General features: G+C 40.8%; 14 protein-coding genes and 1 pseudogene. 7 read left to right on the top strand and 8 right to left on the bottom strand.

Annotated elements, in window-relative coordinates; all coding sequences use genetic code 11:
- The first annotated feature begins 36 nt into the window (after positions 1-36).
- Complete coding sequence (locus tag QZ574_RS18615) at positions 37-1,095, top strand: hypothetical protein (protein WP_297092355.1); 1,059 nt, start codon at positions 37-39, stop codon at positions 1,093-1,095.
- A 40-nt stretch (positions 1,096-1,135) separates the two neighbouring features.
- Here the strand turns inward: QZ574_RS18615 and QZ574_RS18620 are convergent, their stop codons facing one another.
- Entirely contained in the window at positions 1,136-2,017 is an 882-nt protein-coding gene (locus tag QZ574_RS18620) for a hypothetical protein (RefSeq protein WP_297092357.1), read from the bottom strand.
- Between the two features lie 9 nt (positions 2,018-2,026).
- Complete coding sequence (locus QZ574_RS18625) at positions 2,027-2,890, bottom strand: cation diffusion facilitator family transporter (RefSeq protein WP_297092359.1); 864 nt, start codon at positions 2,888-2,890, stop codon at positions 2,027-2,029.
- Between the two features lie 296 nt (positions 2,891-3,186).
- On the opposite strand from QZ574_RS18625, the gene QZ574_RS18630 reads away from it, so the two are divergent.
- From QZ574_RS18630 to QZ574_RS18650, 5 genes are all read left to right on the top strand, one after another.
- Entirely contained in the window at positions 3,187-4,863 is a 1,677-nt protein-coding gene (locus QZ574_RS18630) for a T9SS type A sorting domain-containing protein (RefSeq protein ID WP_297092361.1), read from the top strand.
- Between the two features lie 356 nt (positions 4,864-5,219).
- Positions 5,220-6,317, top strand: coding sequence for an adenylate/guanylate cyclase domain-containing protein (locus QZ574_RS18635; protein WP_297092363.1), 1,098 nt, complete (start codon positions 5,220-5,222; stop codon positions 6,315-6,317).
- A gap of 250 nt (positions 6,318-6,567) precedes the next feature.
- Positions 6,568-8,370: an indolepyruvate ferredoxin oxidoreductase subunit alpha gene (locus tag QZ574_RS18640; protein WP_297092364.1), complete on the top strand. Its 1,803-nt coding sequence runs from the start codon at positions 6,568-6,570 to the stop codon at positions 8,368-8,370.
- Positions 8,371-8,372: 2 nt separating this feature from the next.
- Positions 8,373-9,005, top strand: coding sequence for a 2-oxoacid:acceptor oxidoreductase family protein (locus QZ574_RS18645; protein WP_297092365.1), 633 nt, complete (start codon positions 8,373-8,375; stop codon positions 9,003-9,005).
- A gap of 30 nt (positions 9,006-9,035) precedes the next feature.
- Positions 9,036-9,881: a hypothetical protein gene (locus QZ574_RS18650; RefSeq protein ID WP_297092366.1), complete on the top strand. Its 846-nt coding sequence runs from the start codon at positions 9,036-9,038 to the stop codon at positions 9,879-9,881.
- On the opposite strand, the gene QZ574_RS18655 is transcribed toward QZ574_RS18650, so the two are convergent.
- Together QZ574_RS18655 and QZ574_RS18660 are read right to left on the bottom strand one after the other, a co-directional pair.
- Complete coding sequence (locus QZ574_RS18655; RefSeq protein ID WP_297092369.1) at positions 9,878-10,585, bottom strand: LytTR family DNA-binding domain-containing protein; 708 nt, start codon at positions 10,583-10,585, stop codon at positions 9,878-9,880. The two genes, QZ574_RS18650 and QZ574_RS18655, sit on opposite strands and share 4 nt — an antisense overlap.
- Positions 10,585-11,673, bottom strand: a complete 1,089-nt coding sequence (locus QZ574_RS18660; RefSeq protein ID WP_297092371.1) for a histidine kinase — start codon at positions 11,671-11,673, stop codon at positions 10,585-10,587. Before QZ574_RS18660 ends, QZ574_RS18655 begins: the two co-directional genes overlap by 1 nt.
- 217 nt (positions 11,674-11,890) lie before the next feature.
- Between QZ574_RS18660 and QZ574_RS18665 the strand changes: the two genes are divergently transcribed.
- Positions 11,891-12,310: a MotA/TolQ/ExbB proton channel family protein gene (locus QZ574_RS18665; protein ID WP_297092373.1), complete on the top strand. Its 420-nt coding sequence runs from the start codon at positions 11,891-11,893 to the stop codon at positions 12,308-12,310.
- Between the two features lie 38 nt (positions 12,311-12,348).
- On the opposite strand, the gene QZ574_RS18670 is transcribed toward QZ574_RS18665, so the two are convergent.
- The 4 genes and pseudogenes from QZ574_RS18670 to QZ574_RS18685 form a co-directional block, all read right to left on the bottom strand.
- Positions 12,349-13,035 (bottom strand): lipid-A-disaccharide synthase N-terminal domain-containing protein, encoded by a 687-nt coding sequence (locus QZ574_RS18670; RefSeq protein WP_297092375.1) that lies wholly within the window; start codon positions 13,033-13,035, stop codon positions 12,349-12,351.
- Between the two features lie 63 nt (positions 13,036-13,098).
- Positions 13,099-13,830 (bottom strand): ribonuclease III, encoded by a 732-nt coding sequence (rnc, locus tag QZ574_RS18675; RefSeq protein WP_297092377.1) that lies wholly within the window; start codon positions 13,828-13,830, stop codon positions 13,099-13,101.
- A 6-nt stretch (positions 13,831-13,836) separates the two neighbouring features.
- Positions 13,837-15,078, bottom strand: a complete 1,242-nt coding sequence (gene fabF / locus QZ574_RS18680) for a beta-ketoacyl-ACP synthase II (protein WP_297092379.1) — start codon at positions 15,076-15,078, stop codon at positions 13,837-13,839.
- 38 nt (positions 15,079-15,116) lie between these two features.
- Positions 15,117-15,220, bottom strand: a pseudogene (locus QZ574_RS18685) (acyl carrier protein); the annotation flags it as partial.

Here is a 15,220-nt window from a genome sequence, read left to right on the forward strand (position 1 = left end):
GTACTGGCAATTTTTTAGTTTTAAACCAATATTAAATTGAGTTATAGAATAATGTTTAAGACCCTGTTTTTATTTGCCTGTTTGCTATGTGCGCTGCAATCGTGCAAGTTGCCAAAGCAAGATCAAATTTCGCTTGCAGTAATCCCATTGCCCATTTCTTGCGAGGCAAGTTTGCGTGGACTTTATGTGGTTAACGAAGAGGTGGTTTGGGCCAGTGGATCCGCCGGAACAGTTTTGTTATCAACGGATGGAGGAACCCAGTGGAAAGACGTATCAATACCACAGGCTGAAATAAACGATTTCAGAAGCATACATGCCTGGGATGAAAAAGGAGCCATCGTATTTGGCGTTGCCGGGCCTGATTTTGCTTACAAAACACTTGATGGGGGCAACACCTGGAATGTGGTTTACAGCGATACAACAGGTGGCTTGTTTTTTAATTCGGTAAAATTTGGCGATAAACAAAATGGTTTGGCAGTAAGCGACCCGGAGGATAGTACATTTTTTGTGCTAAAAACAAACGATGGTGGCAACACCTGGCAAAGGGTTAAAAACTTGCCGGCAGTTGCGAATGGCGAAGCCAATTTTGCCGCCTCAAATACTTGTATTGAATACTTGCCATCGGGGAACGTCTGGATTGCAAGCGGCGGGAAAGCTGCCCGGGTATTTTATTCCGATGATTTTGGACAAACCTGGGAAGTAGCCAAAACACCTATGGTTAGAGGACTTTCGACATCAGGGATATTTTCAATAACCTTTAAAAATGAGCATGAAGGAATAATTGTTGGCGGGATTTACGATCAGCCTGAATTAAATACAAATATTGCTGCTTATACTGTTAATGGCGGAAAAAGCTGGCTGCCCGCAGTAAAAATGCCACAACAATACAGATCGTGCGTTCAGTTTATAAACTCGGAAGAGAGCAACGTCGCATTTGCCATTGGAAAAACCGGTTGCGATATTTCGTTTGATGGTGGAATAAACTGGCAGTATCTGGATAATGCCGGTTATTACACCTACCGCAGTGTGCCCGGAAAATGGCAAGGGTTTGCTGCCGGTGCCAACGGAAATATCGTCCGCATAAACTTCAATTAGTTTGACCTGATTTAAGGTAAATAAGCAGCAGACTACCTTTTTATTTTTTTACAAATTTATAGGCAACCACGCGGTTGTTAAAAAAGGTAGGAACATATAAAATCTGGTCATCCACACAAAAATCAATATCGGCAGCATTAATTTCATCCGATAGCGTGTTTAAAAGTTCTACCTGCTGCCCATCTTCTGTAAGCAAATTTATGGCTCCCTTCCAGTTGCTCAAGATATAACTTCCATCGCCAACCGGTGCAATTCCATCGCCATGGCCCATATTTTCTGCAAGTATTTTTGCTTCCATCGTCGACCATGGAATTTCGTAGAAAATACTGCTATTGCTGGTTAACAACAACATCCGTTCTTTTTCCCAAAATAAACCGTTAAACCGTTCACCTTCTTTTCCGGTAAAAATGGGGGTTAGCTGCTTGTCGTTTAGTTTATAAATGGTAACCGACCCCGAGCCAGATACATATACACTTCCGTCATTGGCTGTGGTAATGTCATTTAGGTCAGGTTTTCCATCCAGTTCAATTTTCTGAATAATCTCACCTGTTTCGATATTGGCCTCAACCAGTGCATTAACATCGGCAATAAAAAGCGAGTTTCCACTAATTCCCATTCCTTTTGGAGCGTTAAGTCCAACAATCCATTTCAGGTCGATAATATTTCCGTCTTTATCCATTTTTGAGATAAACCCGTTTCCATCAAGCTCCCATGGATTTTCGTTAACATTCGAAACATAAAGGATGTTACGTTGGCGATCGAGCAATACTGATTCAGGTGTGCGAACCAGGGTGTCCGACTCCCACAGTTTTTCAAGATGATAACTCATTGGGGCCTGTTGGGTATTGGCACTTTTTTTCTTTGTTCCGGTTGAACAGGCAAACAGGGCAAGTGCGAAGATAAAAAGGAGAGCGTTTTTCATATTATTTTCTTATTTGTTTTCAATAGGTTCCGGGTGAATAGTGGTTATAAACCCAAATTCATTTTTAATAATTTTTTCGATGCGGGTACAAATCTCGTGTGTTTCGTATAACGACATTTCGGGGGGGAGTTTTATGTGACAGCTCATTTCGGTATGGTTGCCATAGTGATGCAGGTGAATGTGGTGCAAATTCAGCTGGTGTTTACAGTTTGCCTGCACTGTTTCGTGGATGGTTTTTAACAGTTCATCCGAAGGGCTTTCGCCCAGCAGGGCTTTAGTCTCTTTTGAAAGGATTTCGAAACTGGCCCAGCCAATCATTAAGGCAACAATAAAACCCAGCACGGCATCGGTCCACCAAAAATACTTGCCAACCAGCAAGCCTATCAAAATAATTACCGACGAAAGGGCATCGGTGCGGTGGTGCCAGCCATCGGCTTTAAGGATCGAAGAATTTGTTTTTCGATAGCCCCAAAAAGCATATTGTGCCAGAAGTTCTTTCACTACAATTGAAATTAGGGTAACTACCCAGGCAATGGTACCAAAAACAGTTTGCTCGCGGGTGCCCAGTTTATCAACCGATTTCATAATAAAATCGAAAGCAACAATGGCCAGCAGCACGCCAATTATTACTGCCGCAATGTGCTCGGCACGCCCATGCCCAAAGGGATGGTCGTCGTCGGCAGGTTTGCTCGATATTTTGCCGCCTATTAAAACAATTACCGATGAAACCGAGTCGGTTAAGGTGTGCCAGGCATCGGCAATTAGCGCCACCGATCCGGTAACAATACCGGCCCAGTATTTTAAGCCAAAAAGAATAGTGTTGGCAAAAATCGATATCCAACCCTCGCGAAATATGTACTTGTTGTTTTGCATGCGGTTTACATTGCCGTATTAAAAGTAGTTAAAACAGCCTAAAAATGGAAAGGTTTAGCCAAGAACCGCTTTTTAAATATGGATTACAGTTATCGCATAGGCAGTTAAAAGACGATTTTCAATATTAACCAACGAGATAAAAGTTAAACTTTATCCCATCTGTCTCAAATTGGGAAAAAGAAGCAAAATAATAAAAAGAGAAAAGGGTCTTAAAGGAATTATATTTATATTGTATACGAAATGTGTTAGCAGAGAATTACATTTTATCAAACACAAATAATTTAAAAATCACATTTATGAGAAATTTTACTCCTACAATGCTGTTAGTAATGTTCAGCTTATTCGTTTTTTCAGCTAAAGCCCAAATTTCGGTTACTGCTTCAGATTTTGAAGAAGGTTTAGTGCTTGGATCAAAAGTTACTACCTATTTAGACACCACAACTCTTTCGGTGGATGTGGGTAATCCGGGTGAAAACACCTGGGACTTCTCGCAGTTGCAAACTGACTACACTTTTGAAACCGAAAGTAAAGATGTTGCCAGTTCTGATTATGCAGCATCTTTCCCCGGAGCAGAATATGCTTCGTTTTACAGTGGGGTGTTTGAAGGGACCCCCTCGAGTACATGGGTTTATAACTCGGTTGGCGATGACTTTATCAGTCATGGAACAGGAACAGTTGCACAATCTGTGTCAGGTAATATTGAAACAATAATTACATTCGACCCTGCGTGGGTGCAGTACAAATTGCCTTTGCAATATGGCGATACACAGTCGCACACACGTACTCAAACTTTAGATATTACCACCACAGTGCCCTTAGTTGGGAATATAAAACAAACTATTACGCAAGAAGTAACAGTTGATAAGCATGTAGATGCCTATGGGAAAATTACATTTCCAGGAGGAAAACAACTTAATGCTTTACGGATTATGGAAGTGACAACATTTGTTACTGATGGGGTAACTACACGTTCAAAAGTGATTCTATTTCTTACAAAAACGGGTGAATTAGTATCGGTAACTCCAAAAGATACCACCAGCCTAAATGGTTCGATAGAAATAGATAATGTCAGTTGGACATCGGGAAGAGGCGAAACAGTTACCGCCACAGCTCCCACGTCACCATCGGCAGTACAGTCAGCAATTACAGCCAGCCAGGTAATGTTAAGCTGGACTGATAACTCAGACAACGAAGATGGATTTTACATTGAAAGAAGGGTGGTAGACTCGCTGAAAAGCAGCTTCGATGAAGATTTTATACGCATCGATAGTACAGGAGCCAATGTAAGCAGTTATACCGACCTTACCGTTATGGCCGGTTACAGTTACGAGTACCGAATTGTGGCCTATAACGGCGAAGGCGTTTCAGCGGCCAGTGCTGTAATTGCAGTAACTATTCCGCAGCAACTGAGCGGCGGGCCACAAAACCTGAGTGTAAGTATTGTTGATGCCACAATGCAGTTGAGCTGGAGCGATAATTCGGAACATGAAGAGGGTTTTTACATTGAACGTGCTGAAGATGGAGGTAGTTATACCATTCTTGATTCAGTAGCTGCAGAAACGGAAGGCTATACGGATGTAAGTGTAGTAGCAGGAGTAGAATACAGCTACCGTATACAGGCTTATCTTAATGATGACAAGTCGGATTACAGCAATACGGCCAGTGCCCGAATTGTTCCAACAGCGGTTTTCGATGTGGAAACAAGCCATGCAGCCTGGACAGTTCAGCAAAATTATCCCAACCCATTTAAAAATAAAACGTTTGTAACCATTCAAATGTCAGAGCCAGATGATATTACTGTAGTTTTGTTTGACTCAAGCGGAAAGCTGGTAAAGGAAGTGCAACGTTCGTTTCTAGAAGAAGGAAGCCATCAGGTGCAGATTGATGGAACCTCGTTAAACGGAGGTAGCTATTTCTTAAAAGTTAGTGGAAGAGCACATGCCGAATCAATTCGGATGCTTTTAGTTAAATAGATAATTCTCGGAAATACAAATCGACTATTTTGATAGAACGGTTTGTATTTCCGGTTTATTCCCATCTCCAATCGCAGCTTTTATTTGAACATACGGTACCGGATAATAGATTAACGGTTTACGAGCAATTTCCATAGGGCGAAATCTACAAGCTGGCACTGATTTTTATCCGTTGCCAGTTGGTACAATCTATTGGTAATTAAACCTCGGTCTACCTTCTTGTAGCGGTTAGTTGTGGAACCTGAAAATGTAGAATAGAATGCATAAAGTTGAACCTGGGTAGTGCTTTAAAACGCCAAACGATTATCTTTAAAATACTTTTGGTTTATACTACCAGACTTTAACGAGCCGGTAAAATGAAAAAAAGATCACTTTACATCAAAAAAATAAGTAGCCAGGCTGAAAAGATTTTATGGATTACTTTGTTTTGGACCATCATTTCAACACTTCAGTTTTTCTCTAGCTATTCTACACTAATCCAGTTAGACCTTGATATATCGGGACTAAGCCCGACCGCATTTTTGTACGGAAGTTTAATTACCGGGCTTACAGCAGGATTGATTGGTGGTAGCAGTATTGTATTTTTTTGGTCAAAATGGCTTCGGACTAAATCTTATGCTTGGTCATTACTTAGCATTTTGTGTTCGTACAGTTTGGTATATTTTGTTGTGGCTTTAACAACAACCATGTACTTTAAGGCCACTCAATTAAACATAGCGTTTAATCATCCTGATACATGGGAGGCTGTCTGGAATTCCAATTCGGTGCTTACCGTTGTTCAAAACTACTTGTTCTGGCTATTGATTGTAATTATTTCATTAATTGGCTTGTTGGTTAACGATAAATATGGGCCAGGTGTATTTAAATCTTTTATCCTGGGGAAGTATTTCCAACCGAAACGTGAAGAACGTATTTTTATGTTTTTAGATATTCGGGGTTCTACTACCATTGCAGAGCAACTTGGTGAAGGTAAGTATTTCAATTTTTTGAAAGATGTCATTCGGGATGTTACTCCTAAAATTCTGGATTCGAAAGGAGAAATTTATCAGTATGTTGGCGATGAGATTGTAATAAGTTGGAAGCAAAATACAGGAATTGAAAATGCAAATTGTCTTCAGTGTTTTTTTGATATTAAGAAGACTTTATTGGAGCGGGCAGGCTATTATCGTGAGCGTTATAAAGGCCTTACTCCGGAGTTTAAGGCAGGTCTTCATTATGGCTTTGTAATGGTTGGCGAGATAGGCATTGTAAAGCGTGAAATTGCCTATTCGGGCGATGTATTAAATACTGCAGCACGTATTCAGTCAAAATGCAATGAAATGGGAGTGGATATCCTTGTTTCCAAATTTCTTTTGAATAAAATGGGTGAGCTGCCTAAACAATTTGCTTCTAAAGCTATGGGCGAAATAAAATTACGAGGGAAGCAGCATGCCTTAGCGCTCTACACAGTATAAGTCCGTACGTACGGTTTTAAGCACTTCACTTCTCCTGTTTGGTATGCATTTAAATGCCAATCAACCAATTATTGTAAAAAACATAACTTAACATACGCGTACATTTTTGCAACATATATTGCAAAAACCTCTTATTCTTATCAAATTGATAGTAAATGTTTTCTGAAAACTATAATTAATCTATTTTTGTCCGCATTTACTAAAAATCTATAACCAAATCCTTTTTACAGACGGGATTTACTTTTAAGATATGCAGACAGGAGTTGAGGTTGCAACAATGCAAATGATGAATGGTAACGAGGCCGTTGCCAGAGGAGCCTTTGAGGCGGGTGTAAAAATTGCTTCGGGATTCCCGGGAACACCTTCTACCGAGGTAATGGACTATACCCACTATAATCACCCGGAAATTTATTGCGAATGGTCGACCAACGAGAAGGTTGCTCTAGAAGTAGCCATAGGTGCCTCGTTTGCAGGTTACCGAAGTATGGCCATAATGAAAACCGTTGGTTTACATGTAGCCGCCGATGCTTTAGGTGGTGCTGCGGGTAGCCAGGTGAACGGTGGTTTGGTACTGGTGGTTGGAGATGATGTTGGTCGTATTGCAGGTGATGATTATAACGATTGCCGTCATTACGGAAACATGTTCAACATTCCGGTATTGGAGCCGGGCGATAGCCAGGAAGCCAAGGACCTAATGGTAAAGGCTTTCGAAATTAGTGAGGAATACAGCACTCCGGTTATTCTTAAAATTACTTCGGTAATTTGTAAAACCAATAGCAAGGTGGTATTCGACGATAATGACACGTACGAAGCAAAATGCCGCGAAAAGTATCCGATTAGTTTTAGTAAGGTGATAATGACCACCATTATGACTAAGGCCAAAGGCTCTGAGCACCCGAAGTTAACCAAATGTTTTAGCGACTTTACGGCACATATGAAGCGTTTGGCTGCCGACAGTAACGACTTTGCCATCAACCGACTGGAACTGAACGATAAAAAGATTGGGATTATTACTGCGGGTACGCCTTATTTCTATGTAAAAGAAGTATTGCCCGAAGCCTCGGTGTTAAAATTGGGGATGGTTCATCCGCTGCCTGAAAAACAGATAAAAGAACTGGCCGCACACGTTGATAAGCTATACGTGATTGAAGATGGGCACGACATAATGGAACGCAACATCAAAGATCTGGGTGTTTCGGTAACTGGAAAAGAATTGTTCCCAAAATTCCCCGAGATGATGCGTTTTACACCTGACATTATTGAGGAAAAGTTGGTGCCAGGCGCGACAAAACGAGTACCTCAGGAGGGTGTGCCTTTCCGTCTTCCGGTGGCCTGTGCTGGCTGTTCGCATACTTTTATTTCGCGTGTATTAAAGAAGAACAAAATTAAGGCAGCTGCCGATGTTACCTGTGGACTTATCGGTTGTTTCCCACATATGGAGTCGTATGCCTTGCAAAAGTGTATGGGCTCAAGTATTTCACTGGCGCACGGTTACAACAAGGCCAAAGATGATGGGAATAAATTTGTGGCCATGATTGGTGACGGTGGTTTTTGGGCAACCGGAATTAACGGGTTGATGAACCTGATTTTTAACGACAGCCAATCAACCGTGATTATAGTTGACAATAGCTGCCTGGCCATGACCGGTGGACAAAATGTAGCATCGAGCGAATTTGGCTTTAACTACAAACCCGAGAACCAACTCGACATTGCAAAAGTATGCGAGGCGATTGGTGTAAAAGACATTGTAACAGTAGATGCCTACGAATTTGAAGAATTGGAAAGCTCTATACTAAACGCGGTAAACGCAAAAACAAATTCAGTAGTTATTGTTAAAAAGCCATGTGTTACCAAATTTAAACTACCCAAAAACGAAACGTACTACATCGACCAGGATGAATGTACTAAATGTAGAAAGTGCGTAGGTATTGGTTGTTTGGCTATAGAAAGTAAAGGACAAAACGGATTAACAGAAATAGTAATTAACCAGGATATTTGTACGGGTTGCGGATTATGCTCAACAGCCTGCAAATTCGACGCTATAAAAAATTAAAAATGCAAGACAAAGGAAAAAACATCATCATTGCCGGTGTAGGAGGACAAGGAATTCTTCTATTTAGCAACCTTTTAAGCAAGTATTATTTGAAAAAAGGATACGAGTTAAAAATATCAGATGTGATTGGCCTGGGACAACGCGGTGGTGGTGTCGAAAGCCATTTTCGTTATTCTACTCAACCCGTGTTGTCGCCCTTTATTAAGGCCGGAGATGTAGATTACGTGATTTCTTTTGAGCAAACCGAAACACTTCGTCATTTGCATGCATTAAAAGAAGATGGTATTTTATTAACCAGCACCTACGAGTTAACACCAACCAGTGTTAACATGCGTCTGCAAAAAGATTTACCCGATTCAAAAACCGAGATGATAAAAAGCTCGAACAAGCAAAAATTTATCATTAACCCCGATGAGCACACCTGTGTGAATTTTAACATCAACAAAATGATGAATGTGTTTATGCTGGGTTACTACGCCGAGCTAAGAGGCTACGCACATGACGAAATGATTCAGATTGTAGAGGAGAATGTTCCTGCAAAATTTGTTGAAGGCAATATAAAAGCCTACGAAATGGGTGCAAAGATTGCCCAGGAGGAACTTATGACTGTGGAGTCGGTAGCCATACGTTGTTAGGCTTTTCTGAAACTAGAAAAAAACAATGGCATGCAAATACCTGAAGGTGTACTATTGCTTGATAGTTTAGGCGATTTAATAGCGGGCAATACTTCGCCAATTCTTGTTTGCGGATCGCATTGCGGTGGCAATAGCAATTTAGCCAAACATGTAAAAAACTGTGGGGTAAAAGCTGTATTTCTGAACAACGCGGGAATCGGGAAAAACGAGGCTGGCATTAGAGGTCTTTTGTATTACGAAGCTGAAAGTATTTTGGCTTGTGCCGTAGATAATTACAGCGCCGAGATTGGCATATCACACGATACCTGGGAAAGCGGAACTATTAGTCACCTTACCCCGCAAGCTGAAGCAGTCGGCATACAAAAGGGCGATACTGTACATGAAGCCGTTGCCAAAATATGTCATCTTGCCAAAATCTCCTCACCCAATCCTGAAAGTTTAGCTACTGAATCGCCTAAGCTCAAAGAAGAAAATGGGAGCAAAAATGAGCTAAAGCAACAACAACAAATTCAGGTTGATGGAGTAGCCGTTACCGTTGCCGATAGCATTACTTTCCTAAATAAAAGCAACTACGGAGATATTGTTGTGTGTGGCTCGCACGGTGGATTAAGTGCAGGAGAATATGCTCAGAAATACAAGGTAAAAGCAGTGTTTTTTAACGATGCCGGAATTGGTAAAAACAATGCAGGAATAAAGAGTCTCCTGGTGTTAAATAGTAACGGAATTTTAGCCTGCACCGTTGACTGTATGAGTGCCGAGATTTTTGACGGAGAGGATGTATTGGAGAATGGCAGAATATCGGTTTGTAATGAATTGGCCAAAAACCGAAACATCAGAGAAAAGATGACGGTTAAAGAAGCCATAAAGCTTCTCTAATCTGTTAGTAACCTGGCCAAATCTGCTTTGTAGTTTCGTCCAACCGGCAACTTCTTATTTTTTATTTCTACAAAACCCGGCCCAAGCGACTGTATTTTGTCGATGGAAACGATGTAACTGCGGTGAATTTGAATAAAACGCCTCGCCGGAAGAGTTTCGGCCAGATGGCTGATGCGTTCTTTGCTGATAATTTTATTGCCGGCGGTATGGGCAATTACATAATCGCCCAGGCTCTCGAAGTATAAAATATCAGACAGGTTAATTTTGTAGTGTTTTTTATCGGCTTTTAAAAAGATAAAATCGCGTGTCTTGGCTGAGAGATCGTCGGAGTGGGGCATTTCTTTTGGTTGCACCTCTTGCTCCAGAAAATGGTTTATGGCTTTGGTAAATCGCTCAAACGAAATGGGTTTCAGTAAGTAGTCTACCACGTTTAGCTCAAAAGCATCAACGGCATAATCGCGGTAAGCTGTTGTAAATATTATTTTGGGAGGGTGCGACAGGGAGCGAATAAAGTCGATTCCTGTAAGTTGCGGCATCTGAATATCGCAAAATATCAGATCGATAGTTTCTTGTTGCAGAATGGGCAAAGCTTCAAGGGCATTGCTGCACTCGGCCACCACCCCGAAATCTGAAAAAACCGACAGGTGTTTCCGAATAACCCTAATGGCAATGGGTTCGTCATCTATAATGAGGCATCGGTACATCAAGTTTCTAATTGTAAAGTTAAAGTTACGGAAAATGTTGCAGCACTGTTGTTAATTTTTAAATCGTATCTGTTGGGGTAAAGCAAATCAAGGCGTTTCTTAACATTTTGCAGGCCAATTCCTTTCGAGTAGGTTTGGTTTGGCTGGCTGGTTTCGTTTTTTGCATTCGCAATGGCAAAATGCAGCGCGGTATGTTTTACCAATAAGTTAATGTGTACAAAAGCCGGTCCGGTATTATGGCTAACTCCGTGTTTAAATGCGTTTTCAACAAATGGTAGTAGCAATAACGGTGCTATTTGCAGCTTATTTGTTTCCTCAGGTATATCTGCGGTGATGGTTAGTTTATCTTCGGCATATCTTATTTTTTCAATCTCGATGTAGTTGCGCAGGTTGGCAATTTCATCGTTAAGAAGTACCCTTCTTTCGTTGCAGCGGTATAAAATATAATCCAGTATTTCCGATAAACGAAGTACCAGCTCCGGGGCTTCATCCGATTTTTCCATGGTTAGCCCATATAAATTATTTAAAGTGTTGAAAAGGAAATGCGGATGTATTTGCGCTTTTAGCAATTTTAGTTCTGCTTCTTTAAGTTTTAGTTCGGTATGAAGTTTCTTTTGCTGCAGTTCGTTTTTTTCTTGCTGAATAAAAAAGGCATGTTTCACCTGTTTTACGGCAATAGCAAAAAACACAATAAAATTTAAGGATAGCACCTGCAGCTCGGGGTGTAACACGGCCGGCTCGAGCGAGGCCGTAGTATTTAACAAGTGAATAAGCGCATAAAAAACAATTAAAAACGATAGCCAGGTTGACACAAGCAGGGTAAATATACTGAGGTAAATAAAATAGCCGTAGCGTTTGTTGTTCAGGTATTTGGGAATAAGAAGCGCATTAAAAGTGTAGGTGGTAACAACTGCCACAGGAAGCAAGCCAATAGTAAAAATAACAGAAACGAGGGGGAAGGCACTATTCCAGTAAAAAACAAAAAAGTAAAAAAAGCCAACTATCGCCCAAAAGATAAGGTGATAGGCAACACGCACAAGTTTTAATTGCCGGGTTTTTTGGATAATATGTTGCAGTTGAGCTGCCATAGTTTTATAAAATTAAAAAATAAGCATGAATTATGTATCTATAAAATTCAATCGATAAAAAGCACCATTCAAGTGTTGAATAACCAAATTCGCCGCTAGAACACATCGCAAGCCGTTTGCTGTTGTTAAAAATGGCTTTTGAGTTGTTTATCGATAAAATTCGTGCAAAAAAATGGAGAAGCTTTAGTTTGCATGTGTAACTTTAAATCAAAGAAAAATGATTGAATTAGACAGAACTGAAACAGGATTTGGTTACCTGGTGCAAGCCTACAAAATAGGTGGCCCATTTATGCACTGGATAACTTTATTTGGCTTGCTGGCAATGGCTGTTGCCGTTTGGAAAATTATTGCGGTTTTTTCAAAAAAGCAGGTAGACCTTAAACTTGTGGGACTGATAAAAATATCGGCATCATTAGCATTGGCCACCGGCTTTTTGTCGCAATTAGTGGGAATTGTTCAGGCACTTGAGGCCATAAAAGCAGCAGCAGATGTGTCGCCTCAGATTGTAATGACAGGAGCAATTGTAAGTTTTTATGCGCCGGTGTGGGGGTTGTTTGTATTTATTTTTTGTATGATTATTTACGCTGCAGTAAGAGAGCTGATAAAGTCAAAACGACCGGAAAACAATAAACAATAAGGAACAAAAAAGTGGGTCGGTTTTTTCGTGAGGCCGGCCTATTTTATTTTATCCGAAACTTTACCAATAACTTTATTCAGCACCGGAATTTTCGTTAAACTTTCAAACAAACTGCCTTTCCCGTAATGCAAAAAAATGTTTCGTATGTAGGTAAAAAGGCCCAGGCTGTGGGCGGCAAATAAAACCGGGTCGAGTCGGGCAATTGAATAGGTAAAAATCATTAGCGATCCGGCTGTACTTATTATCCAGAACCCAAGGGGAAACACCGATTCCTTTTTATTTTCGGAGTGAATCCACTGGTAAAAAAAACGCGAAATAAATACGATTTGCGCAGTAGTTCCCCAAATCATCCAAAAAAGCGAAACGGTTTTGTTGTGGAGAATATGGGCAAAATTTCCGGAGCTGAGCAGCCAAACCCAATAGACTACCGGAATAGCCAATGCAAGCACTTTTAACATCCCGTGCATTTTTTGCCAAACATTTTTAAGCTGCAGGTTGCGTATATAAATACCATACACCAACGATTGCCCGATAACAATGGCAAAATCGTGCCGTAATATGCCGTAGGTAAGCATTAAAATGCTGGCAACGAGGCTAATTTGCCAGTAAATTACCGGCGAAATTACTTCTCCTTCTTTTTCCGATTTAAACCATTGAGCAATGGTCCGGATAAAAAATAATCCCTGGGCAAAAAATCCAAGTGCTATAATTAATAGTTTCTCCATTTTGGGTAATTGCGGGGCAAATTTAATAAACACTACGGATTAGGTGCTTACTCATCAGAAGATTTACAACTCATCAAGCTTTTTTAACGTTTCGCGTGCTGCATTCTGGTGAGCTTCTTTTTTCGAGGTTCCCATACCTTCGCCTACTTTTTCTTCATCAATTTTTACAATGGCTTTAAACTTAGGCTGTTTCAGTTTTTCGTCGGTCTCTTCGGTGGTTTCAAATTCAATGTCGCGTTTATTTTTCTGGCTCCATTCTATTAACTGACTTTTAAAATTTGAATCCTCTTGCTCTATTTCGTTCAGATCGACAAATTGAGGAAGGATCTTTTTGGTAACAAAAAACTTTGCTGTTTTATAGTCTTTATCCAGGTATATTGCCCCAATTAAGGCTTCCAGCGCATCGCCGTAAATGTGGCTTTTGTCTATGTTTTTTGTGGTATTCGAATCGATAAAAACGTGCAAGCCCATGTCGTGGGTAAGCTGAGTAAGAATAGCACGATTTACAAGTTTTGAGCGTGTTTTGGTTAAAAAGCCTTCGTCTTCTTGCGGAAAACGGTTGTATAAGAAATCAGCAATTATTGCGCCTAAAATGGCATCGCCAAGGTATTCTAAACGTTCGTTATTTACAAAGTTGCCTTGCGAGTCAACCATCGAGGCCGACTTATGAATAAAGGCAAGATCGTACAAACGCAGGTTTTGAGGGTAAAAACCTAATAATTCTTTTAAAAACAAGTAAAACTCTTTCCGATCAGACGAAAAGAGTTTTACCCGTTGTACTATTTTTCTAACCACAGTTTCCTATAGTTTTTTGAAAACTACTGTTGCATTATGACCACCAAAACCAAATGTATTACTAATAGCTACATTAATCTCCCTTTCTTTGGCTTTGTTGAACGTGAAATCCAACTTCTCGTCAATTTCAGGGTCTGGAGTTGTGTGGTTAATTGTAGGAGGAACAGTATTGTTAATCATTGCCAACACACTGGCAAGGCCTTCAACGGCTCCGGCAGCACCCAACAGGTGACCGGTCATTGATTTGGTTGAGCTGATGCTTAACTCGTAAGCATGTTCACCAAATGTTTTGATTATCGCCTTCGGCTCTGCAATGTCGCCAAGCGGAGTTGATGTACCGTGAACGTTAATGTAGTCAACGTCTTCAGGTTTCAATCCTGCATCTTCCAATGCCCATTTCATTACCAATCCAGCACCTTTTCCTTCCGGGTCAGGGGCTGTCATGTGGTAGGCATCGGCCGACATTCCACCACCTGCAACTTCTGCATAAATTTTTGCTCCACGCGCCACAGCATGTTCATATTCTTCGAATATAAATGCTGCAGAACCTTCGCCCATAACAAAACCATCGCGGTCTTTATCAAATGGGCGTGAAGCAGTTTTCGGATCATCATTGCGGGTTGATATGGCACGCATCGAGTTAAATCCTGCAATACCAGCTTCGTTAACGCCAGCTTCTGAACCACCGGTAAGCATCATGTCGGCTTTTCCCATACGAATGGTGTTAAAAGCGTCAATCATGGCATGCGATGCTGAAGCACAAGCACTAACAGTAGTATAGTTCGGACCTCTAAAACCGTACTTTATCGAAACCAATCCACCTGCAATATTTGCAATCATTTTAGGGATAAAAAACGGAGAAAAACGAGGACGCTCCTCTTTGTAAGCTCTTGCTTCCTCATGGAAAGTTTGTAAGCCTCCAATTCCTGCACCCCAAATTACACCAACCCGGTCACCGTCAACTTTTTCCACGTCAATTCCACAGTCTTCAACAGCTTGCGCTGCTGTAGCAAATGCGTATTGCGTGTACAGGTCGTACTTGCGGATTTCCTTTTTCTCCATGTATTTCAGAGGATCAAAATCTTTCACCTCACAAGCAAATTTTGTGGTGTGTAACGAAGCATCAAAGTGGGTTATAGGCCCAGCTCCACTTACTCCGTTTTTCAGATTCTCCCAATACTCTTCAACGGAATTCCCTAAAGGATTAACGGTTCCAACACCGGTTATTACTACCCGTTTCAATTCCATAAATGAATTCTATAATATAACTTCTTATGCTAAAAAAATTAAAGAGCAGCTTCGATGTGAGCGATTGCTTCACCTACTGTAGAAATTTTTTCTGCCTCGTCGTCTGGAATAGCAAGATCAAATTCTTTCTCGAATTCCATGA

It is taken from the genome of uncultured Draconibacterium sp. (assembly GCF_913063105.1).
In the GTDB taxonomy this organism is placed as follows: Bacteria; Bacteroidota; Bacteroidia; order Bacteroidales; family Prolixibacteraceae; genus Draconibacterium.